The sequence below is a fragment of the Micromonospora sp. CA-240977 genome (assembly GCF_050942285.1).
Lineage (GTDB): Bacteria > Actinomycetota > Actinomycetes > Mycobacteriales > Micromonosporaceae > Micromonospora.
This window is the reverse complement of record NZ_CP192055.1, coordinates 3,701,079-3,721,442: the sequence shown is the minus strand read 5'-3', so window position 1 is coordinate 3,721,442 and position 20,364 is coordinate 3,701,079. Positions and strand designations below refer to the sequence as shown.

The following is a 20,364-nucleotide window of genomic DNA, read 5'->3' as shown; positions in this document are numbered from 1 at the left end:
CGCGGCGGCACTAGACTGCCACCTCGATGGACGCCCAGCCCACCACCACCGAGACCCGCCCGTGCGCCCACTGTGGACAGCCGGTGCCGCAGCGTGTCGGCGCGGGCCGGCCATTCCGGTACTGCCGGGACAACGACGGCGCCTGTCAGCGGGCCTCCCGCAACAGCCGGATGCGCCACCGCAACGCCCCCGGCCTGCCGGGGCAGGTGGCCCGCACCTGGGAGGCGGTGGACCGTCTCGACCAGATCGTCGAAACGTTGACCGAGTCCCTGCACGCCGAGTTGTCCCCGGTGGGTGTGCAGCGCCAGATCGCCCAGGCCCGCGCGGAGGCCGCCACCGAGGTCGCGGCGGCGCAGACCGAACGCGACGAGGCCCGCGAGGACGCCGAGACCGCCGCCGCCGACGCGGCGCGTGCCCGGGAGCAGGCCCGTACGGCTCTCGCCGAGGCCGACGAGGCCGGGCGGCGCGCCGAGCAGGCGCACCAGCGGGCCACCGCTGCCGACGAGCGGGCGCGGCACGCCGAGGCCGTCCGCGACCAGGCGCGCCACGACGTCAGTGCCGCCGAGGCGTTGCGCGCCCAGGCCGAACGCGACCGGGACCAGGCCCGCGCCGAGGTGCGGGACCTGCGCACCCAACGCGACGCCGAGCGGCAGCGGGTGGCCGACCTGACCGGGGAACGCGACGCGCTGCGCGCCGACGCCGAGCGGGCCACCCGGGTCGCCGCCGACGCGACCGAGCGGGCCGGGCGGTGGCAGGCCGAGGTGCAGGACGTGCGCCGCCAGATCGAGCAGGCCCGCGCCGACGCGGCGCGTGCCCGCGCCGAGGCCGCCGACGCCACTCGCGCGCGGGAGCAGGCCGACCGGGCCCGCGACCGGGCCCAGGTCGCCGCCCGCCAGGTCGACGACGCCCGGCAGGAGGTCGCCGAGGTGGCGGCGCGGCTGCGCGCGGAGCTGGCCGCCACCGCCGCCCAACGGGACACGCTCACCGCCGAGCTGAGCGCCGCCCGGCAGGCCGCGGCCACCGCCGAGAGTCAGGTCACCGCCCTGACGGTACGGCTCGACGCCGCCGAGGGTGACCGGGACCTGGCCCAGCGGCGGGTGGCGCAGCTCGGTGACCAGGTCAGCGACCTGGCGCTGGCGCTGGCCCGGCTGGGCTCGACGCCGACGCCCGGTTGACCCGGCCGGGGCGCAACCTTCACTGCCCCGGGTCGGTTAACCTCCCCGGTGGCAGCGGGCGGCATCGCCGTTGCGACCCGCCCGGGGGATCACCTGGCCGGGTGCGCGTCCCGGCCGGCTACCCTTGGTCGCGGCCCACCCGTGGACGCCTCACGCCCTCGGGCGGGAATGGCTCGACGGGAACGCACCGTTACACCCAGAAGACCAGCACCACGAACGAGGGGAAGTCGATCATGGGCGAGCGTATGCTGCGCGGAAGCCGCCTTGGCGCGGTGAGCTACGAATCCGACCGCAACACGGAGCTCGCGCCGCGTCAGACCCGCGAGTACCTCTGCGCCAAGGGCCATCAGTTCGAGGTGCCGTTCGCCGTCGACGCCGAGGTCCCGATGACCTGGGAATGCAAGTTCGACGGCAGCGTCGCCCGACTCGTCGACGGCAACGAGCCGGAGCAGAAGAAGGCCAAGCCGCCGCGTACCCACTGGGACATGCTGCTGGAGCGGCGCTCGATCGCCGAGCTCGAGGACATCCTCGAGGAGCGCCTGCAGGAGGTCCGGACCCGCCGCGGCCGCGCCTGAGCCGCACGACAACAGCGCCCCCGGGGTCATCCCCGGGGGCGCCGTCGCGTCTGCGTGCGGTACGCGGCCTACTGGCGACCGGGCTCGATGATCTCGCCCTCGATGGCCCGACCGCCGTCGACCACCACCGGCTGCTGCGGTTGCGGGGCCGGTTGCGGCGCACCCTGGCGCACCCGCACCGTGCGGGGGCCGAACAGGTCACCGGCGACCATCGACGACACCCGCCGCTCGGTGGCACGTCGCACCCCGGCGCGGGCCAGTCGACGCAGCGGCGGCACCAGCAGCAACAACCCGACCAACCCGCTGACCAGGCCGGGCGCCGCCAGCAACAGGGCGCCGGCCAGACCCACCAGCCCGTCGGTCACCTGCCCACCCGGTGGCTGCCCGGCCGCCGCGGCGGAGCGGAACCCACGCCAGGCGCGCATGCCCTCCCGGCGCAGTAGCACCAGCCCCAGCAGGGACGCGGCGAACACCAGCAGCACCGCCACCCCGAACCCCAGCGCCCGCCCGACCCCGACGAACACCGCCAACTCCAGCACCACCGCCAGCAACAGGGCCAACGGCACGAACCTCAGTCCTCGGCGCATCTCACCTCATCGCCATTCCCGCGACACCATGGGCGTGTCCCGCTCATCCAGCATGACACGGCCGCGCTCACGGCCACCGCGCCTGACCGGTCGAGGTGCCGTGCAGGCCACGGCGTACCGCCTGCCGCCGGTCCCGCACCCCCCAGGCGGTGATCCGCCACAGCGCCTCGGCCACGATCCGCGGGCTCATCTTGCTGTCCCCGCGTTCCCGTTCGGCGAAGGTGATCGGCACCTCCACGATCCGCACCCCGGCCCGGTGCGCCAGCCGGGACAGCTCCACCTGGAACGAGTACCCCTGTGACGTCACCGATTCCAGGTCGATGGCGTCCAACGCGCTGATCCGGTACACCCGGTAACCGCCGGTGGCGTCCGAAACGGGCATGCCCAGGGCGAAGCGGGCGTACAGGTTGCCGCCGCGCGACAGCAGCAGTCGCCGCAGCGGCCAGTTGAGCACCCGCGCGCCGCTGGTCCACCGCGACCCGATCACCACGTCGGCGTCGCGGGCGGCGTCCAGCAGCGCCGGCAGGTCCTCCGGCGCGTGCGAGCCGTCGGCGTCCATCTCCACGACCGCCTGGTAGTCGCGCTCCCGGGCCCAATCGAACCCCGCCAGGTACGCCGCGCCGAGGCCCTCCTTGCCCTGGCGGTGCAGCACCTGCACGTGCGCGTCGCCGTCGGCAAGGGCGTCGGCGATCGCGCCGGTGCCGTCGGGGCTGTTGTCGTCGGCGATGAGGATCCGCACCGCCGGAACGGCACGCCGGACCCGGCCCACGATCGCGGCGATGTTGTCGGCCTCGTTGTAGGTGGGGATCACCACCAGCACCCGGCCCACACCCGGCACCTCGTCCGGGCGTCGGATCGTATCGGTCGCCTGGATCACGGTTCCTCCGCTCCCGCCGGCGTACCGGCTGTTGCTATCCGGGCATGACCCGTTGCCGCCGGCGCAGCACCGCCGCGCCGACCAGGGCCGCCGCGGCCAGCGCGGCGAGCGTCACCTCCGGCCACCAGCCGAGGCGGGTGGCGAGGGTACGCCCGTCGTCGAGGCGCACCTGCCGCACCACGACCTCCCGGGTGTTGAACCCGGTGGCATCGCTTACCCGCCCGTCGGGTGCGACGAACCCGGACACGCCGACCGTGGACGCCATCAACGCCGGTCGGCCGTGCTCCACCGCCCGCAGCCGCACCATGGCCAACTGCTGCCGGGCCTCCGCCACGTTGAAGGTGGCGTTGTTGGTCTGCACGACGAGCAGCTGCGCGCCGCCGGTGACGGTGTCGCGGACCACCTGGTCGTAGGCGACCTCGAAACAGATCACGTCACCGAGCACGGCCGGGCCGGCGCGTACCACGCCCGGGGTGCTTCCGGGGACGAAGTCGCTGCGGATCAGGTCGACCTGCTTGCTGACCCTCCGGGCGATGTCGCGCAGCGGCACGTACTCGGCGAACGGCACCGGATGGCGCTTCGTGTACAGCTGGCTGAGGTCCGCGCCGGTGCCGGGCCGCCACAGGATGCCCGCGTTGCGGACCTGCCCGGGGCCGGGGCCGAGCAGTACCGCCCCGACGAGGATCGGCGCGCGGATCGTGTCGGCGGCCTGGGAGATCCGCGCCCCGGCGGCCGGGTTGCGCAGCGGGTCGATGTCGCTGGAGTTCTCCGGCCACACCACCAGGTCGGGTTGACGTTCCTGACCGGCGGCGACCCGCGCGGCCAACTCCAGGGTGGCGTCGACGTGGTTGTTCAACACGGCCTGCCGTTGGGCGTTGAAGTCCAGCCCGAGGCGCGGCACGTTGCCCTGCACGATGGCCACTGTGGCGGTGGCGCCGGACCCGGCGGTGGCGACCGGCACGAGCAGGCCCCCGACGGTCAGCGCGAGGGCCACGGCGGCCGGTACGGCCACGGGCGCCCACCGCCGTGCCGGCCCGACGGCCGTCGCGTTGCCGGTGGTGGCCGTCTCGGTGGTGGCCGGCTCAGGGCTCGCGTCGGTGCCGCTGGGGCCGGTGAGCGGGGTGGGACGCAGGGAGACCCCGGCGTGCCAGGCGGCGGTGACCAGCAGCCCGCCGAGGAGCGCCACGGCGAAGGTCACCAGCGGCGCGCCGCCCAGCACGGCGAGGCGCAGCAGCGGGGAGGTGTCCTGGCTGAACGCCAGCCGCCCCCACGGGAACCCACCGAACGGGGTGCGGTCGCGCAGGGCCTCCTGCCCGACCCACAGCAGCCCGGTCAGCACCGGCCACGACCAGCGGACCCGGTCGACAAGCGGTGACACCCAGGCGGTCGCCGCCCCCAGCAGGGCCAGGTAGCCGGCCTGCAGCAGCGACAGCAGCACCCACGGCAGGTAGCCGGTGTGCAGGTTCGTCCAGGCCAGCAGGGGGGCGAACAACGCCACCCCGGTGAGGAAGCCCAGACCGGCGCCGGCGCGCAACCGCCGCCGGTGCGCGGCGGCGGCCAGCAACGCCACCCCGACGGGCGCGAGCGGCCACACCCCGTACGGGGGGAACGCCACAAGCAGGGCCAGCCCGGCGGCGATCGCCAGGGGCACGGCGACCCGCAGCGGCAGCGACCGACGACCGGTCCCGACCGGCTGACTCGGCGCGGCCGGGCTGTGGGTGTCGTCCCGGTCCAGAATCGTCACCGCTTCACCTCGATCACGGGGCGAAGGCTACCTGGCTGGCGGTCCCGGCGGCCGCATCGGGCGGCCGGAAGTGAGCGGAGGGGCGCGATGATCAGATGATGAAAAAGAGGTAAGTGAAATCGGGGCGCGGCTTGCGCCGCGCCCCGATGCTCCCAGGCCCTTCCCGGCCGGTGTGGCGAGGATGGGGCACGACGACCTTCGGACCGACCGGACGTGGACTGGCTGCCCCCGCCGGGCCGTTGTCTACTGGCCGTGCACCTCACCCTGCCCGTACACCGGTAACCGCGGCCGGTTCGCGCCGCCCCGCCGACCCCCGCCCGCTGGACCTGGCCGCCGCGACGATGACGCTGAAACATGTCGCTCGGCCAGCGGACGAGAGGACGAAGCGAACAACAGCCGCTTCCCGTGGTAGGACTCAAAGACGGTACGTGCCGACCCCCGTCGGTTGTCAACCCACCCCCGGCCTGTCGTGTGTTGCGCCACGGCGTGTCGGGTCGGCGAGTCTCAATGCGTGCGCAGATGGTGGCGCAGTAGCGCCCCCGCCGCCGCCCGGTGCTCCTCGGCGAGCAACCCCCCGGCGGCCAACACGTAGTCGGCGTCGACGACAGTGGCGGCGGCGCGGGGCAACGCCCACCCGCCGGCGTGGTCGGCGAGGACCGTCGCCAACACCTGCCCGGACGTGCCCGTCGGCGCGTGCCGCAGCACCCCACCGGAACCCACGAGCAGCCGCACGTCGCGTAGATCCCGCCCGGCCCGTTCGCCGGTGGCGGCGCCCCGGGCGTGTCGGCGTAACGCCACGGTTGCCGCGAGGGTGGCGATGCGGGCGTCGACGGCCCGCTCCACCGCGTCGGCGGCCAGAAACGCCGGGTCGGCGGCCCGGCGCGCGGCGGCGGCGCTCAGGTCGTCGGACTCGTCGGCGGTGAGCAGCCGTTCCTCGGCGGCGGCCCGCACGACGCCGGGGGCGCTCCACCGCATGCCCAGGTCACCCTCCACCGTGCGGGCCCGCCACAGGTTCCCGGCGACCTCCCGCGCGGGCCCGGTGGCCCGCTCGTCGGGGGTGAGCACCGAGTACACGTCGGTGGTGGCGCCACCGACGTCGACAACGGCGAGGTCCCCGCCGAGGGTGTCGGCGAGCACCTCCACACCGGTGAGCACCGCGTCGGGGGTGGCCGCCCGGACCAGCCGCGCGAACCGGCCGCCCTTCGACAGCCGCTTGCCACCGATGACGTGGCGCAGGAACACCGCGCGGATCGCCGCCCGCGCCGACGCCGGGGCGAGCACCCCGATGCGGGGCAGGACGTTCTCCGCGCCCGTCACCGGCACCCCGGCGGCCTCCAGCAGCCCGGTCAGCTCCGCGCGCACGTCAGCGTTGCCGGCGAACACCACAGGCACCCGCCACCGGGCCCGCGCCAGCCGGGTCGCGTTGTGGGTGATCGTCTCGGCGTCACCGCCGTCGGTGCCACCCACGAGCAGCACCACGTCCGGCCGGGCGGCCCGCACCGCCGTCAGGTCCGCCGCGCCGAGCCGACCGGCCGCCACGTGCACCACGTGCGCGCCGGCGGACAACCCGACCCGCCGGCCCGCCTGCGCGGTGACCAGCGGCTCGTAGCCGATCACCGCCAGCCGCAGCCCGCCACCGGCCGACGAGCACACGTACCACGGGGCGTCGCGCACACCGAGGCCGGCGGTGGCCGCCGCGACCGCGGCGTCCAGGCCGTGCAGCACATCGGTGCCCACCGTGGTCGGCGCGGCCGCCGATCCGACAAGCACACCGGCGCTCAGGTCCACCACCGCCACCTTGGTGTACGTGGACCCGACGTCCGCGCAGACCGCCAGGCTCACGACGCGGCGGGAACGACCACGGTGCCGGTCGCGGTGACCGCCACGATCGGCGGGTCGAGGACCTCCGCGGCGGACTCGGAGCGGTCCGGGCGGCCCCGGCACACCACCACGCACGACAACTCCAGGGTGCGGCTGCGGGTGCCGACCCGCGACACCTGGGCGGTCACCTCCACCACGTCACCGGCCCGGATCGGGGCGCTGAACCGCACGTCGGCGTACCCGGCGAACAGGCCCTCGTCGCCGTCGGTGCGGATGCACACCTCCGTGGCGACGTCCCCGAACAGCGCGAGGGCGTACGCCCCGTCGACGAGGTTGCCGGCGTAGTGGGCGTGCGAGTACGGCACATACCGCCGGTGCGTCACCGTCAACCCGAGCCGTGCGTCGGTCATGCCATCGCCTTCCGTTGCGTGATCAGGGCGTGCACGAGGTAGCTGGCCACCTCGCCGGGCGTGGTGCCCCGACCGAAGATCCGGTCCACGCCCAACTCGTCGGTCATCGTCTCGTCGAACCGGGGGCCGCCCACGATCAGCAGCGGCCGCCGCCCCGCCGGCATCGCCTCCCGGAACGCCGCCGACATCTCCCGGGTGTTGTGCAGGTGCGCGTCGCGTTGGGTGACCACCTGCGACACCAGCACCGCGTCGGCCTTCTCCGCCCGGGCGGTCTCCACCAACTCCGGCACGCTGACCTGCGCACCCATGTTGGTGACCTTCAACTCCCGGTAGTACTCCAGGCCCTTCTCCCCCGCAATGCCCTTGACGTTGAGGATCGCGTCGATGCCCACGGTGTGCGCGTCGGTGCCGATGCACGCCCCGACCACTGACAACTTGCGCCGCAACCGCTGCTTGATCACCGTGTTGACGTCCTTCGCCGACAGCAACGCGAAGTCGCGTTCCACCACCTGCACCGCGTTCAGGTCGACGAGGTGGTTGACCCGCCCGTAGACCACGAAGAACGTGAACCCGCCACCCATCGGCTTGGCGTGCACCACCATCGCCGGGTCGATGCCCATCTTGTTGGCCAGCTGCACCGCCGCGCCCTCGGCCCGCTTGTCGTGCGCCACCGGCAGCGTGAACGACACCTGCACCATCCCGTCGCCGGTGGTGTCCCCGTACGGGCGCACGATCGCCTTGCCGGTGGGCACGCTGCCATGCTGGCCGCCGTGCTCGCTCATGCCGCCGCCTCCAGGATGTCGGTGGCCGGGTTGTAGTAGTCCGCCTCGTGCGCGGCGACCCCGGCCAGGCCCTTACCCCGGTCCGCGGGCCGCTTCATGATCCCGAAGGTGCCCTCGGCGATCGCCGTGAGCAACGTCTGCTCCCCGATGCGCTCCAGCAGGTCCAGCGCCTCACCGAGGACCTGGTTGGCGCGGCGGCGGATGAACCCGCCGGGCGCCGGCACGAAGTCCTCGTGCAGCCCACCGGCCGCGCCCAGCACGTACCGCACGTTCTGCAACGCGATGTCCCGGTCCGACAACCACGGCGTCACCACCGCCTCGGTCATCATCCCCACCAGCAGGATCCCCTGACCGGTCAGCGCCCCCGCCAGGTTGAAGAACCCGTCGAGCAGGTTGCCCCGGAACACGTCACCGGTCATGTGCTTCGTCGGCGGCATCCACTTCAGCGGCGCGTCCGGGAACAACTCCCGGGCCAGCAGGGCGTGCGCCAACTCCAGGCGGAACGACTCCGGCACCTCCGGGTTGATCTCGAACGCGTGCCCCAACCCCAACTGCCAGTCCGCCAACCCCGCCTCGTGCGCGAAGAACTCGTTGAGCAGCTGCGACACCGTCACCGTGTGCGCCTCGTCGACAGCGTCGGCGGTAGTCAGGTAGTTGTCCTCACCGGTGTTGATGATGATCCCGGCGCGGGCGTGCACCTGCCGGGAGAACCGCTGGTCGACGAACGTGCGCACCGGGTTGATGTCGCGGAACAGGATCCCGTACATCGAGTCGTTCAACATCATGTCCAGGCGTTCCAGCCCGGCCAGGGTCGCCATCTCCGGCATGCACAACCCGGACGCGTAGTTGGTCAACCGCACGTAGCGGCCCACCTCCTTCGACGACTCGTCCAGGGCCGCCCGCATCAGCCGGAAGTTCTCCTGCGTGGCGTACGTGCCGGCGAACCCCTCCCGGGTCGCGCCCTCGGGCACGTAGTCAAGCAACGACTGCCCGGTGGAGCGGATCACCGCGATCACGTCCGCGCCCGCCCGCGCCGCCGCCTGCGCCTGCGGAATGTCCTCGTAGATGTCGCCGGTCGCCACGATCAGATAGATCCACGGCCGCTGCTTCGGGTCACCGTGACGCCTGATGAGCCGGTCCCGCTCGGCGCGCCGCCGGTCGATGCGCCGGACACCCGCGCCGACCGCTCTGCGCGCCGCCGACCGGGCGGCCGTGGCGGCCCGACCGGACGGCACGGCGAACCGCACCGACCCGGCGGCGGCCTTCTGCGCCAGCAACGTCACGTCGGCGCTGCCCTCGCGCGCCAGCGCATCGAACACCGGCACCGCCACCCCGTGCCCCAACCCCACGTCCGCGACCACCGCGTCGACGAGCCGGTTCACCCACGGAATACCGTCCGGGTCCGCACCGGTCACCCCGGCCAGCCGCAGCACCGCCCGCTCCACCGACACCGTGGTGTGGCTACGCGCCAGGTCCACCACCGGCTGCCCGGCACGGCGCGCCAACTCCCGCGCCCGCCCCACCAACACCGGATCAAGATCAAGCTTGCTCATCGACCATCCACTCGTTCCTGTGCCCGATGGGTCGCTCGCTCACGACGACCCCTCCTCGTAGATGACCTCACCGCGCAGCACCAGCCGCCGGCACACCGGCAACGGCGTCGGGTCCTCCGGACCCCGCACCTCCGGGTCCTCGGCCAGCAGCACCGGCAGGCCCCGATCCACCCCCGCCGGCGTCGACCACACCGCGAACGTCGCCGGCGCACCCAACGCGAGGACCCCCTCGACGTCCAGGTGCACCGCCCGCCACCCACCACGGGTGTGCGCGGCGAACGCCGCCCGCACACTCATCCGCTGCGCCGGGTTGTGGTGCGCCGCCGCCGCCCGCACCGACCCCCACGGGTCCAGCGGCGTCACCGGCGAATCCGACCCGAACGCCAACGCCACCCCCACCGAGTGCATGGCACCCATCGGGTTCGACTCCAACGACCGGTCCAACCCCAACCGGGACTCGTACATCCGCCCCGCACCACCCCACAACCTGTCGAACGCCGGCTGCATGCTCGCCACCACCCCGTACTCCACGAACCCGGCGATCAACCGCTTGTTCATGATCTCCGCGTGCTCGATGCGGTGCCGGGCGGCGCGCAGCCGCTCCACACCCAGCGTCCGCGCCGCCCCGGCGAAACCGTCGAGCACCGTGCCGATCGCCGCGTCACCGATCGCGTGAAACCCGCCCTGCAGGCCGTGCGCCGCACAGTCCAACAGGTGATCACGCACCTGCTCGGCCGTCAGGTACCCGTGCCCACACCCGTCACCGTCGCCGTACGCCTGCGACACGTGCGCCGTCCGCGCACCCAACGCCCCGTCGGCGAACAGGTCACCACCGGCGCCCACCGCACCCAACTCCCGGGCCCGCGCCGCGCCACCCAACTCACCCCAGTACCCGTACACCTCCGGCAACCCCGCACCCGAGATGCCCAGCAGGCCGGTGAAGTCCTCCTCGTCGGAGATCTCCGGGCCACCACACTCGTGCACCGCCGCGATCCCCAACGACGCCGCGTGCGACAGGGCCACCCGCTGCGCGGCGACCCGCTGCGCCCGACTCACCGACCCCTGCGCCGCCGCCCGCACCACGTGATGCGCGTCGCGCCGCAACCACCCCGACGCGTCGTACCCGACCGCCCCGACCACCTCCGGGCACGCCGCCAGCAACGCCGACGACACCACCGCCGAGTGCAGCGACGCCTGCGACAGGTACACCCGCCGCCCACCGGCCGCCCGGCCCACCGCCGCCGCGTCCGGCACCGTCGGATCCGACCAGCTCGACTCGTCCCAGCCGTGTCCCAACACCACGGCGTCCGCCGGCAGACCCGCCGCGAACCCGGCCACCGCGTCCAGCAACTGCGCGGCCGTTCGCACCCCGGCCACATCCAGCCCGGACAGGGCCAACCCGGTGTCGGTGGCGTGTACGTGCGCGTCCACGAACGCCGGCGTCACCAGCGCACCGTCCAGATCCACCACCCGGTCGGCCGGCGGCGCGTCACCGTCGGTCCCCAACCAGGTGATCCGCCCACCGGACACCAGCAGCGCGGTGGCGCTCGGGTCGGCGGGGCAGTGCAACACGCCGCCGCGGTACAACGTCGAGGGGTTCGTCATGACCTCAGTCTGCCGCGATCCGCGCCGCGAACAGCTGACGCACCCCCGGCTCGGCCCGCAGCAGGCCCAGCGCCAACTCCGCGTGCCCCGGCACGTACCCGTTGCCCACCAGCATCGTCACGTCCGCCGCCAACCCCTCGGCGCCCAACGCCGCCGCGGAGAAGCTCGTCGCCATCGAGAAAAAGATCACCGTGCCGCCGTCCGCGGTGGCCAACACCGCCCCGTGCTCACACCCCGGCACGTCCACGCAGACCACAGTGACGTCCGCCGGGACCCCCAGGGCCGTGGTCACCGCCGTGGACAACCCCACCGGGTCCCGCGCGTCGGCCAACGCCACAGCCGACGCCAGCCCGGCGGCCGTCAGCGCGTCGCGCTCCGCCGCCACCGGCACCACCCCGACGGTACGCGCGGCGCCCGCCCGTCGTGCCGCGGCGAGCGACAGCGACCCGCTCTTGCCCGCCCCGCCGATCACCGCGACCCGCACCGGCGTCGGGTCACCGGCACGCCGACGATCCTCGACGTAGCGCGACACCACCCGGGCGGTCAGCGCGGGCGCCCCGCACACGTCCAGCACCGCCAGGGACAACTGTGGGTCCTCGTCGTCGGGCAGCACCGCGGCGATGGACCGCGCGAACAGGATCGCCCACCCGTCGCACGGCACCTGCTCGCTACGCCCGTCCCAGCGGGCCAGCCCGTCGGTGATCACCAGCGGGGTCAGCGTCAACGACACAAGCGTGGCGACCCGCTCGCCGGCCTTGAGCCCGAGCGGGGAGCGCCGACCGGCCTCCTCGACCGTGCCGATCAGCATCCCACCGGACCCGGTCACCGGGTTCTGCATCTTCCCCCGCGTGGCGATGATCTCCAGCACCTCGGCGCGGACCGCGTCACCGTTCCCGCCGTGCTTCTCCGACAACTGCCGGAAGCTCGCCGCGTCCAGGTTGAGCCGCTGCACCCGGATCCGCACCTCGTTCGGGGCGATCGCCGCCGACGTGTCCAGCCGCCAGGCCGCCTGCGGCAGCACCCCCGCCGGCTGTACGACGCGGTGCAGTCCCACCGGTGACGTCACGCCAACCTCCCCCTGCCGCCGTTCGAAGCCCCGGTCAAGGCTCGCGTAACGGGAAAACTTACGGCAGACTAATTTCTTCGCCGGATATTTTCCAGTAGCCTTCGGACTTCGATGATCAGCTGCACCACCGAGGAGGGGCCGTGACCCAGACCATCCCGCAACCCCGTCACGCCCCGGTCGCCACACCGACCGCCGGGCAGCCCTACGAATACCACCGCCGCCCCCTTGTCGAACCCGACTGGACCCGCTTCCCCGGCTGGCGCCACGTCACCCGCGACCAGTGGGAATCCGCCCAGTGGCAACGCGTCAACTGCGTCAAGAACACCAAGCAGCTCCGCGCCGTCCTCGGCGACCTGATCGACGAGACCTTCTACGCCGACCTCGAGGCCGACCAGAAGGCCCTGGCCACCATGTCCATGCTGGTGCCACCCCAAATGATCAACACGATGGTGCCGTTCGCGACCCCCACCACCGAGGCCCTGCTCGCCGACCCCATCCGCCGCTACATGATCCCGGTCGCCTCCGACCGACGCACCGACTGGCCGTCACACCCCTACGCCAGCCGCGACAGCCTCCACGAGCACGACATGTGGGTCGCCGAAGGCCTCACCCACCGCTACCCCACAAAGGTCCTCGCCGAACTGCTCTCCACCTGCCCCCAGTACTGCGGGCACTGCACCCGCATGGACCTCGTCGGCAACTCCACCCCCACCGTCGACAAACTCAAGCTCACCCTCAAGCCCGTCGACCGCTACGACGCCCACATCGCCTACCTCAAGGCCCACCCCGGCGTCCGCGACGTGGTCGTCTCCGGCGGCGACGTGGCAAACGTCCCGTGGCGCAACCTCGAGTCGTACCTCATGCGCCTGCTGGAACTGGAAACCGTCCGCGACATCCGGCTCGCCACCAAGGCCCTCATGGGCCTGCCGCAACACTGGCTGCAGCCCGACGTCGTCGAGGGCCTGGAGCGCGTCGCCCGCACCGCCGCCCGCCGCGGCGTCAACCTCGCCATCCACACCCACGTCAACCACGCCCAGTCGCTCACCCCACTGGTCGCCAAGGCCGCCCAGACCGCCCTCGACGTCGGCGTCCGCGACGTCCGCAACCAGGGCGTCCTCATGCGTGGCGTCAACGCCACCACCCCGGAACTGCTCGACCTCTGCTTCGCGCTCCAGGGCGAGGCCGGGATCCTGCCGTACTACTTCTACATGTGCGACATGATCCCCAACGCCGAACACTGGCGCGTCCCGGTCTGGCACGCCCAGCAACTCCAGCACGACATCATGGGCTACCTGCCCGGCTACGCCACCCCGCGGATCGTCTGCGACGTGCCCTTCGTCGGCAAGCGCTGGGTGCACATGCTCACCGACTACGACCGCGAACGCGGCATCTCCTACTGGACCAAGAACTACCGCACCTCCATCGAGTCCGCCGACCTGGAGGCGCTCAACAAGCGCTACGCCTACTACGACCCGATCGACACCCTCCCCGAGGGCGGCCAGCAGTGGTGGACCGACCACCGCGACGACTGACCCACCACCCACGGCACCCCCGGGAGAATCACCAACCCGGGGGTGCCGTGCATTTGGGACGACTACCGTCCACCCCCAGGGGACACCCGCGCCCCGCCGACCGGGCCACCCCCGTCGAGGTCTTCTTCGACGTCGTCTTCGTCCCTCACCATCACCCAGGCTCACCCACACCCTGGAGACCGACCTCACCTGGGCCGCCCTCACCGACGCGGCACCCGCGGCACGCAGCCGCATGGCAACCCGCACCTACGTTCTGCCGCACTTCCTGCTGCTGCTCGGCGTCATCCCCACCGTCGCCGGACTGCACGCGGCCGTCGCACATCCCGGCGAGCCGGCCACCCCGGGCGGCGCCCTCGCCCTCAGCGGCGGCGTCGCGCTCTACCTGGCCGGCGTCTCCGCCGCCCGCCGCGCCCTGCACCTGCCCATCCCACGCAGCCGGCCCATCGCCGTCCTGCTCATCCTCGCCACCGCCGCCGTCCCCCTCCCCGCCGACGTCCAACTCGTCACCGTCACCGCGGTGCTGATGCTGCTCACCCCCGACCGGCGGGCGCTGCGCTCATCCCGGTAGGGGCGGCAGGCCCTCCGGTCAGTCCGGGGCCAGCACCTCGGACAGCGGCGCCGGAACCAGACCACGCGCCCGCAATCCCGCCAGGATGTGCGGCAACGCCTCGTCGGTCATCGCCGCGTTCGCCTCGGTCACATGCATGATCACCACCGAGCCCGGGCGCACATGATCCAGCACCGCCCGCACGATCGGCTGCCACGCGGTCGCGAACGGGTCACCGCTGACCACGTCCCCGTCCACCACCGTCACACCCAGCGGCGCGAGCGCGGCCAGCGCCGCATCGTCGTGACACAGCCCGGGAAAGCGGAAGTACCGGGTCTGCCGCCCGCCGTACGGCTCGATCACCCCGAACGTCCTTGCCACATCGGCGGCCAGACCGCCCACCGGCGCCGACGGCAGGTCGTAGCAGCCGCTCGTGTACGCCGCGTGCCCGTACGTGTGGTTGGCCACCTCGAACCGCGGATTGGCGGCGATCCGTCGCGTGACATCCGGATACCGCTCGACCCACTTGCCGGTCAGGAAGAACGTGGCCGGCACCTGCTCGCGCTCCAGCAGATCCACGATGCGCACGTTGGCGTACGACCTGACCCGGCCCGCGCGCAGGTTGCCCAGCATCGCGTCGGTCATGTCGGCGTCGAAGGTCAGCGCCACCCGGCTCCCCGTACGCGGCCCGTGCTGCACCACCGGCGGCCGGCTCCCCCGCGACGTCGCCCCGGGCAGCGTGATTGGCGAACCGCCCGGAGTGGCGCCGCCCGGCGGCATGCTCAATTCGGCAGACGCGCCACCCGACGGCCCAGCCGACGTCGCGGGCCGAACTGGCACGCCGGCGGACGCGCCGCGGCGCACTGGCGCCGTGGAGAGTCCTACCGCCGACACGGCGATGGCGACGACCGCCGTCGCCATGAGCACACCGAGCAGCGAACCCGGCCGAGGTCGAAACACGCCAGCGATCATCCCAGACGCGAGAGACGCTCACTGTCCCCGTGGCGGTACCCACCGCGCTGGTGTCGACGGCACCCCGACGGATGGCATCATGACCCGATGACATGGACCGCCCCTGATGTGAACCGTCCCAGCGACGTCCTCAGCGCGCCGGAGGCGGACCACCTGCGCACCCTGCTCGACTGGCAGCGCGCCACACTGCTGCACAAGTGCGCCGGCCTCGACGGCGACCAACTGGCGCGAGCGCCACTGGCCTTCTCGAACCTCTCCCTCCTCGGCCTGCTCCGGCACATGGCCAAAGTGGAACGCACCTGGTTCCGGACCCTCTTTCGCGGCGAACCGTTGGAGACGCTCTACTCCACCCCACAGTGGCGCGACGCCGACTTCGACGGCGGTGACCCGACGACCGCGCAGTCCGACCACGCCCTGCTGATCGAGGAGACCGAACTCGCCCGCACGGCCGTGGCCACGGCCTCGATCGACGACACCTTCACCTTCCCCGACGGGGACGTGGCGTCGCTGCGCTACGTGTACCTGCAGATGATCGCCGAGTACGCCCGGCACAACGGGCACGCCGACCTGTTGCGGCAGGCCATCGACGGAGCGAAGGGCGTCTGACCCCGTGTTCCTCGTCCTGCTGCGTCGGTCCGGTCCCCGGTGGGACCCGGCACGAACCATCCAAGAGCAGTCCGAGTGGCCCGCGCACGCCGCGTTCATGGACGAGCTGGTGACCAGCGGCTTCATCGTCCTCGGCGGGCCGCTGGCGGACGAGCACCGGGTGGTGCTCGTCGTCGACGCCGAATCCGCCGACCACGTCCGCGCCATCCTCGCCCGCGATCCGTGGAGCGAGACTCATCTGCGGGTCGACAGCGTCGAGCCGTGGACCATCCGCCTCGACGGACGGTCCACCTGACGACACAGGTCACGCCGCGCCTCCGCGCGGCGCGTACATGATGACCGCGACGCCGAGTAGGCAGAGCGCCGCACCGGCCAGGTCCCAACGGTCCGGGCGGAAGCCGTCGACCACCATCGCCCAGCCCAACGAACCGGCCACGAACACCCCGCCGTACGCGGCCAGGATCCGGCCGAAGTTCGGGTCCGGCTGGAACGTGGCGACGAAGCCGTAACAGCCCAGCGCCACCACGCCGGCAGCGATCCACAGCAGCCCGCGCTGCTCCCGCCAACCCTGCCAGACCAGCCACGCCCCGCCGATCTCGGCCAGGGCGGCCAGCACGAACAACACCAGGGAACGGAGCACGGTCACGCCGCCGACCCTAGCGGCCCACACGCGTCGGGTCCCCGGGCAGCACCTGCCCGGGGACCCGACGACCGCTCAGGTCACTTGTTGAAAGCGTCCTTAATCTTGCTGCCGGCATCCTTCATGCTCTGCCCGGCCTGCTTGGCGCGCGCGTCGCCCTGCTGGCTCGCGCCCCCGCCACGCATCGACTCGTTGTCGGTCATATCGCCGACGCGCTCCCGCGCGGCACCGGCCATCTGCTCAACCTTGTTCTTTGCCTTCTCGGTGAAGCTCATCGCGCCTCCTCGGTCTGGCGGTTGTCCCGGCTCGCTTGCCCGGTCTCCGGGTGCCGAAACCGGTGGTGCCGGTCGGCACACCCCGTAAGGCATCCTAGGAAGATAGGTTGAGGGAGGGTCGCCTGACGGGAGCGGTCACGATGGTTAACTGGCCGTATGGGAGAGCTCCTACTGATCCGGCACGGCGAGACCACCTGGAGCGCCAGCCTCCGGCACACCTCGTACACCGACCTGGAGCTGACCCCCGACGGCGAGCGACAGGCCCGCACCCTCGCCGCGTTCCTCGCCGGCCGGCGGTTCGCGACAGTGCTGTCCAGCCCCCGCTCCCGGGCGCTGCGCACCGCGCAGCTGGCCGGTCTCACCGTCGACGGGGTCGACGAGGACCTCAGCGAGTGGAACTACGGCGAGTACGAGGGCCGCACGACCGTCGACATCCACGCCGACCAGCCGCACTGGAACATCTGGACCGACGGCTGCCCCGGCGGGGAGTCACCCGCACAGGTCGGCGAACGGCTCGACCGGGTGCTGGCGCGGGTCACCCCACTGCTCGACCGGGGCACCGTCGCGCTTGTCGGTCACGCGCACAGCCTGCGCGTGCTCGGCGCACGCTGGATCGGCCTGCCCCCGTCCGCCGGCGGACGACTGCGCCTGGAGACCGCCACCGTCAGCGCGCTCGGTCACGAGCACGGCCGCCAGGTCATCCTGCGGTGGAACCAGCCGGCTCCTCCGGCGCCCGGGACCGCGACCGACTCGGTGCCGCGGCACTGATCTTCGGAGGCCGGTTCTCGTACGGGGTGGACAGCACCACGGTCGTCCGGGTCGTCACGTTCGCCGAGGTGCGGATCTCCTGCAGCACCCGCTCCAGGTCGGTGGGGCTGGCCACCCGCACCAACAACATGTAGAAGTCCTCCCCCGCCACCGAGTAGCAGGAGTCGATCTCGGGCAGGTGGGCCAGCCGCTCGGGCGCGTCGTCCGGCTGCGACGGGTCGAACGGGCGGATCGCCACGAACGCGGTGAGCGGCAGGTCCAGCGCCTCGAACGACACCCGCGCGGCGTACCCCTTGATCACCCCGCGCTGCTCCAGCCGGCGCACCCGCTGGTGCACGGCGGACACCGACAACCCCACCTTCTCGGCCAGGTCCGTGTACGACAGTCGGCCGTCGGCGGTCAGCGCGGCGACGATGGCGCGGTCGATCTCCTCCACGGCGTGCAACCTACCGGGAAAACCGCCCGACGGCGACGAGGTACCCCGCCGGGGTGGCCGCGGTGGATCCACCGCGGCCACCCCGGCGCTGCTCACCGGCCCGCTCAGCCCTTCGCCAGCGCCCGCGAGATCACCATCCGCTGGATCTGGTTGGTGCCCTCCACGATCTGCAACACCTTGGCCTCGCGCATGTACCGCTCCACCGGGTGATCGGCCACGTAGCCGGCGCCGCCGAGCACCTGCACCGCATCGGTGGTCACCCGCATCGCCATGTCGGTGGCGAAGAGCTTCGCCTTGGCCGCCTCGACCGAGTACGGGCGGCCGGCGTCGCGCAGCCGGGCCGCGGCGAGGGTCAACGCGCGCGCGGCGGAGATCTGGGTGGCCGCGTCCGCGAGGAGGAAACCGAGCCCCTGGAAGTCGATGATGGACCGGCCGAACTGCTGCCGCTCCCGGGCGTAGGACACCGCGTAGTCCAGGGCAGCCTGGGCCAGCCCGACCGCGCAGGCCGCGATGCCCAGGCGACCGGAGTCCAGTGCGGACATGGCGATGGTGAAGCCGACGCCCTCGGCACCGATCAGCCGGTCCACCGGCACCCGCGCCTCGTCGAAGGCGATCTGCGCCACCGGGGAGGAGCGCAACCCCATCGTCCGCTCGGCCACCTGCGGGTTGATGCCGACAGTGCCCGCGTCGGCGAGCAGGCAGGAGATCCCCTTCGGCCCAGGCCCCCCGGTACGGCAGAAGATGTTGTAGAAGTCGGCGGTCCCCGCGTGGGTGATCCACGCCTTGGTGCCGGACACCAGGTACGCGTCCCCGTCCCGAACCGCCCGGGTGCTCAACGCGGCCGCGTCCGAGCCACCCTGCGGCTCGGAGAGGCAGTACGCGCCAAGCAGCTCGCCGCCGATCATGTCCGGCAGCAGCTTGCGCTGCTCGTCGGTACCGAACGCGAACACCGGGTAGCAGGACAGGGTGTGCACGCTGACGGCCTCGGCGACCGCCAGCCAGCGGCTGGCCAGGATCTCCAGCACCTGCAGGTACACCTCGTAGGGCTGGGCCGCGCCGCCGTACTCCTCGGGGTAGGGCAGGCCGAGCAGGCCGGCCCGGCCGAGGGTCCGGAGCACGCCGCGGGGGAATTCGGCGCGCTCCTCGAAGGCGGCGGCTTGCGGCGCGAGCTCACGATCGGCGAGCTCGGTGGCGAGACCCAGCAGGTCGTGGGCCTCGTCGGTGGGGAGGATCCGGTCGACAGTCATAGCGCGATGAGCTCCGTGGGGGTGGTGTTGAGCCGTTGCACGCCGTCTGTGGTGCAGACGACGATGTCCTCGATGCGGGCGCCGTGCCGGCCCGCCAGGTAGACGCCCGGCTCGATGGAGAACGCCATCCCGGCCTCGAGCGGGCGATCGTTGCCGGCCACCAGGTAGGGCTCCTCGTGACCGTCGAGACCGATGCCGTGCCCGGTGCGGTGCAGGAACGCGGAACCGTAGCCGGCGGCGGCGATCGGCTCCCGCGCCGCGGCGTCGGCCGCCGCCCCGGTGACCCCGGGGCGCACCGCGGCGACCGCGGCGCGCTGGGCGTCGTGCAGCACCGCGTAGTAGTCCAGGAAGTCCGCCGGCGCCGGCCCGCCCACCACGTAGGTGCGGGTGCAGTCCGAGCGGTAACCCGAGGCCATCGTGCCGCCGATGTCGACCACCACGGGCTCGCCGACGCCGATCGGCCGGTCCGAGGTGCCGTGGTGCGGGCTGGCGCCGTTCGGCCCGGCCGCCACGATGACGAAGTCGACCCGGACGTGTCCGGCGGCCCGGATCGCCGCGGCGATGTCGGTGGCGACCTCGGCCTCGGTGCGCCCGGGGCGCAGCCACTGCCCCATCCGCAGGTGCACCTCGTCGATCGCCGCGCCGGCCTCGGCGAGCGCCGCCACCTCCGCCGGGGACTTGCGCACGCGCAGCTCGCCCAGCACCTCCCCGGCAAGACGTTGCGTGACGCCGGGAAGGGCGGCGCGCAACGCGAGGACCTGCTCGGCCCACATCCGGTCGGCCAGCCCGACCGCCGTGACCGGGCCGTCGAGGGCGGCGACGACAAGGGGGTACGGGTCGGTGCCGTCGACGTGGTCGACGATGCGGACGCCGGTGTCGGGCGCCGCCTCGGCCGCCGGGCGTTCCAGCCTGGGCACGATGAGGGTCGGCTCCCCCTCGGCGGGCAGCACGAGGCAGGTCAGCCGCTCCCCCGCGTGGGCGTCGTACCCGGTCAGGTACCGCAGGTCGGAGCCGGGGGTGAGCAGCAGGGCGTCCAGTCCGGCAGCGGCGGTGGCGCGCTGCGCGGCGATCAGCCGATCCGGCGGGTACAGCTCGTCGAGTCCCACACCACCAGCTTAACGGTCGTTTGGGTAAACCCCCATATTG

Annotated in this window: 22 protein-coding genes; 7 read left to right on the top strand and 15 right to left on the bottom strand. The window is 73.0% G+C overall.

Annotation, left to right across the window (positions count from 1 at the left end):
- The first annotated feature begins 26 nt into the window (after nucleotides 1–26).
- Entirely contained in the window at nucleotides 27–1,175 is a 1,149-nt protein-coding gene (locus ACQPWW_RS17165; protein ID WP_433133912.1) for a hypothetical protein, read from the top strand.
- Between the two features lie 233 nt (nucleotides 1,176–1,408).
- Nucleotides 1,409–1,750 carry an RNA polymerase-binding protein RbpA gene (locus tag ACQPWW_RS17160; RefSeq protein ID WP_030489777.1) on the top strand — a complete coding sequence of 114 codons (342 nt, stop codon included), beginning with the start codon at nucleotides 1,409–1,411 and terminating at the stop codon, nucleotides 1,748–1,750.
- A 68-nt stretch (nucleotides 1,751–1,818) separates the two neighbouring features.
- Here the strand turns inward: ACQPWW_RS17160 and ACQPWW_RS17155 are convergent, their stop codons facing one another.
- The 9 genes from ACQPWW_RS17155 to ACQPWW_RS17115 form a co-directional block, all read right to left on the bottom strand.
- The gene (locus ACQPWW_RS17155; protein ID WP_433133910.1) at nucleotides 1,819–2,337 is read right to left on the bottom strand and encodes an FxsA family protein; all 519 of its coding nucleotides are present in this window, start codon (nucleotides 2,335–2,337) and stop codon (nucleotides 1,819–1,821) included.
- 67 nt (nucleotides 2,338–2,404) lie between these two features.
- On the bottom strand, nucleotides 2,405–3,214 hold the full coding sequence (locus ACQPWW_RS17150; protein ID WP_433133908.1) for a polyprenol monophosphomannose synthase: 810 nt from the start codon (nucleotides 3,212–3,214) through the stop codon (nucleotides 2,405–2,407).
- A 34-nt stretch (nucleotides 3,215–3,248) separates the two neighbouring features.
- Nucleotides 3,249–4,958 carry an apolipoprotein N-acyltransferase gene (gene lnt, locus ACQPWW_RS17145; protein ID WP_433133906.1) on the bottom strand — a complete coding sequence of 570 codons (1,710 nt, stop codon included), beginning with the start codon at nucleotides 4,956–4,958 and terminating at the stop codon, nucleotides 3,249–3,251.
- A gap of 504 nt (nucleotides 4,959–5,462) precedes the next feature.
- The gene (locus ACQPWW_RS17140) at nucleotides 5,463–6,800 is read right to left on the bottom strand and encodes a glutamate mutase L (protein WP_433133903.1); all 1,338 of its coding nucleotides are present in this window, start codon (nucleotides 6,798–6,800) and stop codon (nucleotides 5,463–5,465) included.
- Entirely contained in the window at nucleotides 6,797–7,189 is a 393-nt protein-coding gene (locus ACQPWW_RS17135) for a hotdog domain-containing protein (RefSeq protein WP_357814941.1), read from the bottom strand. Before ACQPWW_RS17135 ends, ACQPWW_RS17140 begins: the two co-directional genes overlap by 4 nt.
- Nucleotides 7,186–7,971, bottom strand: coding sequence for an OAM dimerization domain-containing protein (locus tag ACQPWW_RS17130; protein ID WP_433133900.1), 786 nt, complete (start codon nucleotides 7,969–7,971; stop codon nucleotides 7,186–7,188). Before ACQPWW_RS17130 ends, ACQPWW_RS17135 begins: the two co-directional genes overlap by 4 nt.
- On the bottom strand, nucleotides 7,968–9,524 hold the full coding sequence (locus ACQPWW_RS17125; protein WP_433133897.1) for a lysine 5,6-aminomutase subunit alpha: 1,557 nt from the start codon (nucleotides 9,522–9,524) through the stop codon (nucleotides 7,968–7,970). The genes ACQPWW_RS17130 and ACQPWW_RS17125 overlap by 4 nt, the downstream gene beginning before the upstream one ends.
- A gap of 39 nt (nucleotides 9,525–9,563) precedes the next feature.
- Nucleotides 9,564–11,129 (bottom strand): amidohydrolase, encoded by a 1,566-nt coding sequence (locus ACQPWW_RS17120; RefSeq protein WP_433133894.1) that lies wholly within the window; start codon nucleotides 11,127–11,129, stop codon nucleotides 9,564–9,566.
- A 4-nt stretch (nucleotides 11,130–11,133) separates the two neighbouring features.
- Complete coding sequence (locus ACQPWW_RS17115) at nucleotides 11,134–12,183, bottom strand: zinc-binding alcohol dehydrogenase (protein ID WP_433134393.1); 1,050 nt, start codon at nucleotides 12,181–12,183, stop codon at nucleotides 11,134–11,136.
- Nucleotides 12,184–12,335: 152 nt separating this feature from the next.
- Between ACQPWW_RS17115 and ACQPWW_RS17110 the strand changes: the two genes are divergently transcribed.
- Nucleotides 12,336–13,727 carry a KamA family radical SAM protein gene (locus tag ACQPWW_RS17110; protein WP_433133892.1) on the top strand — a complete coding sequence of 464 codons (1,392 nt, stop codon included), beginning with the start codon at nucleotides 12,336–12,338 and terminating at the stop codon, nucleotides 13,725–13,727.
- Between the two features lie 232 nt (nucleotides 13,728–13,959).
- Entirely contained in the window at nucleotides 13,960–14,295 is a 336-nt protein-coding gene (locus ACQPWW_RS17105; protein ID WP_433133890.1) for a low temperature requirement protein A, read from the top strand.
- A gap of 18 nt (nucleotides 14,296–14,313) precedes the next feature.
- On the opposite strand, the gene ACQPWW_RS17100 is transcribed toward ACQPWW_RS17105, so the two are convergent.
- Complete coding sequence (locus ACQPWW_RS17100) at nucleotides 14,314–14,976, bottom strand: polysaccharide deacetylase family protein (protein ID WP_433133887.1); 663 nt, start codon at nucleotides 14,974–14,976, stop codon at nucleotides 14,314–14,316.
- Nucleotides 14,977–15,333: 357 nt separating this feature from the next.
- On the opposite strand from ACQPWW_RS17100, the gene ACQPWW_RS17095 reads away from it, so the two are divergent.
- Nucleotides 15,334–15,852, top strand: coding sequence for a DinB family protein (locus ACQPWW_RS17095; protein WP_433133884.1), 519 nt, complete (start codon nucleotides 15,334–15,336; stop codon nucleotides 15,850–15,852).
- 4 nt (nucleotides 15,853–15,856) lie between these two features.
- Nucleotides 15,857–16,147 carry a YciI family protein gene (locus tag ACQPWW_RS17090; protein WP_433133882.1) on the top strand — a complete coding sequence of 97 codons (291 nt, stop codon included), beginning with the start codon at nucleotides 15,857–15,859 and terminating at the stop codon, nucleotides 16,145–16,147.
- A gap of 9 nt (nucleotides 16,148–16,156) precedes the next feature.
- Here the strand turns inward: ACQPWW_RS17090 and ACQPWW_RS17085 are convergent, their stop codons facing one another.
- Nucleotides 16,157–16,498, bottom strand: a complete 342-nt coding sequence (locus tag ACQPWW_RS17085) for a YnfA family protein (protein ID WP_433133880.1) — start codon at nucleotides 16,496–16,498, stop codon at nucleotides 16,157–16,159.
- Between the two features lie 74 nt (nucleotides 16,499–16,572).
- Entirely contained in the window at nucleotides 16,573–16,767 is a 195-nt protein-coding gene (locus ACQPWW_RS17080; protein WP_203125302.1) for a CsbD family protein, read from the bottom strand.
- A gap of 156 nt (nucleotides 16,768–16,923) precedes the next feature.
- On the opposite strand from ACQPWW_RS17080, the gene ACQPWW_RS17075 reads away from it, so the two are divergent.
- Nucleotides 16,924–17,535 (top strand): histidine phosphatase family protein, encoded by a 612-nt coding sequence (locus ACQPWW_RS17075; protein WP_433133878.1) that lies wholly within the window; start codon nucleotides 16,924–16,926, stop codon nucleotides 17,533–17,535.
- Here ACQPWW_RS17075 and ACQPWW_RS17070 read toward each other — a convergent pair.
- From ACQPWW_RS17070 to ACQPWW_RS17060, 3 genes are all read right to left on the bottom strand, one after another.
- Nucleotides 17,465–17,971 (bottom strand): Lrp/AsnC family transcriptional regulator, encoded by a 507-nt coding sequence (locus ACQPWW_RS17070; protein ID WP_357101411.1) that lies wholly within the window; start codon nucleotides 17,969–17,971, stop codon nucleotides 17,465–17,467. The genes ACQPWW_RS17075 and ACQPWW_RS17070 overlap by 71 nt on opposite strands.
- Nucleotides 17,972–18,075: 104 nt before the next feature.
- The gene (locus ACQPWW_RS17065) at nucleotides 18,076–19,218 is read right to left on the bottom strand and encodes an acyl-CoA dehydrogenase family protein (RefSeq protein WP_433133876.1); all 1,143 of its coding nucleotides are present in this window, start codon (nucleotides 19,216–19,218) and stop codon (nucleotides 18,076–18,078) included.
- Nucleotides 19,215–20,324, bottom strand: coding sequence for a M24 family metallopeptidase (locus ACQPWW_RS17060; RefSeq protein WP_433133874.1), 1,110 nt, complete (start codon nucleotides 20,322–20,324; stop codon nucleotides 19,215–19,217). Before ACQPWW_RS17060 ends, ACQPWW_RS17065 begins: the two co-directional genes overlap by 4 nt.
- Nucleotides 20,325–20,364: the final 40 nt, after the last annotated feature.

Excerpts from the sequence above, each read along its gene's own strand:
- ACQPWW_RS17165 (WP_433133912.1), top strand. The coding sequence starts at position 27 with ATGGACGCCCAGCCCACCACCACCGAGACCCGCCCGTGCGCCCACTGT.
- ACQPWW_RS17160 (WP_030489777.1), top strand. The coding sequence starts at position 1,409 with ATGGGCGAGCGTATGCTGCGCGGAAGCCGCCTTGGCGCGGTGAGCTAC.
- ACQPWW_RS17155 (WP_433133910.1), bottom strand. The coding sequence starts at position 2,337 with ATGCGCCGAGGACTGAGGTTCGTGCCGTTGGCCCTGTTGCTGGCGGTG.
- ACQPWW_RS17135 (WP_357814941.1), bottom strand. The coding sequence starts at position 7,189 with ATGACCGACGCACGGCTCGGGTTGACGGTGACGCACCGGCGGTATGTG.
- ACQPWW_RS17130 (WP_433133900.1), bottom strand. The coding sequence starts at position 7,971 with ATGAGCGAGCACGGCGGCCAGCATGGCAGCGTGCCCACCGGCAAGGCG.
- ACQPWW_RS17125 (WP_433133897.1), bottom strand. The coding sequence starts at position 9,524 with ATGAGCAAGCTTGATCTTGATCCGGTGTTGGTGGGGCGGGCGCGGGAG.
- ACQPWW_RS17120 (WP_433133894.1), bottom strand. The coding sequence starts at position 11,129 with ATGACGAACCCCTCGACGTTGTACCGCGGCGGCGTGTTGCACTGCCCC.
- ACQPWW_RS17105 (WP_433133890.1), top strand. The coding sequence starts at position 13,960 with ATGGCAACCCGCACCTACGTTCTGCCGCACTTCCTGCTGCTGCTCGGC.
- ACQPWW_RS17095 (WP_433133884.1), top strand. The coding sequence starts at position 15,334 with ATGACATGGACCGCCCCTGATGTGAACCGTCCCAGCGACGTCCTCAGC.
- ACQPWW_RS17080 (WP_203125302.1), bottom strand. The coding sequence starts at position 16,767 with ATGAGCTTCACCGAGAAGGCAAAGAACAAGGTTGAGCAGATGGCCGGT.
- ACQPWW_RS17075 (WP_433133878.1), top strand. The coding sequence starts at position 16,924 with ATGGGAGAGCTCCTACTGATCCGGCACGGCGAGACCACCTGGAGCGCC.
- ACQPWW_RS17065 (WP_433133876.1), bottom strand. The coding sequence starts at position 19,218 with ATGACTGTCGACCGGATCCTCCCCACCGACGAGGCCCACGACCTGCTG.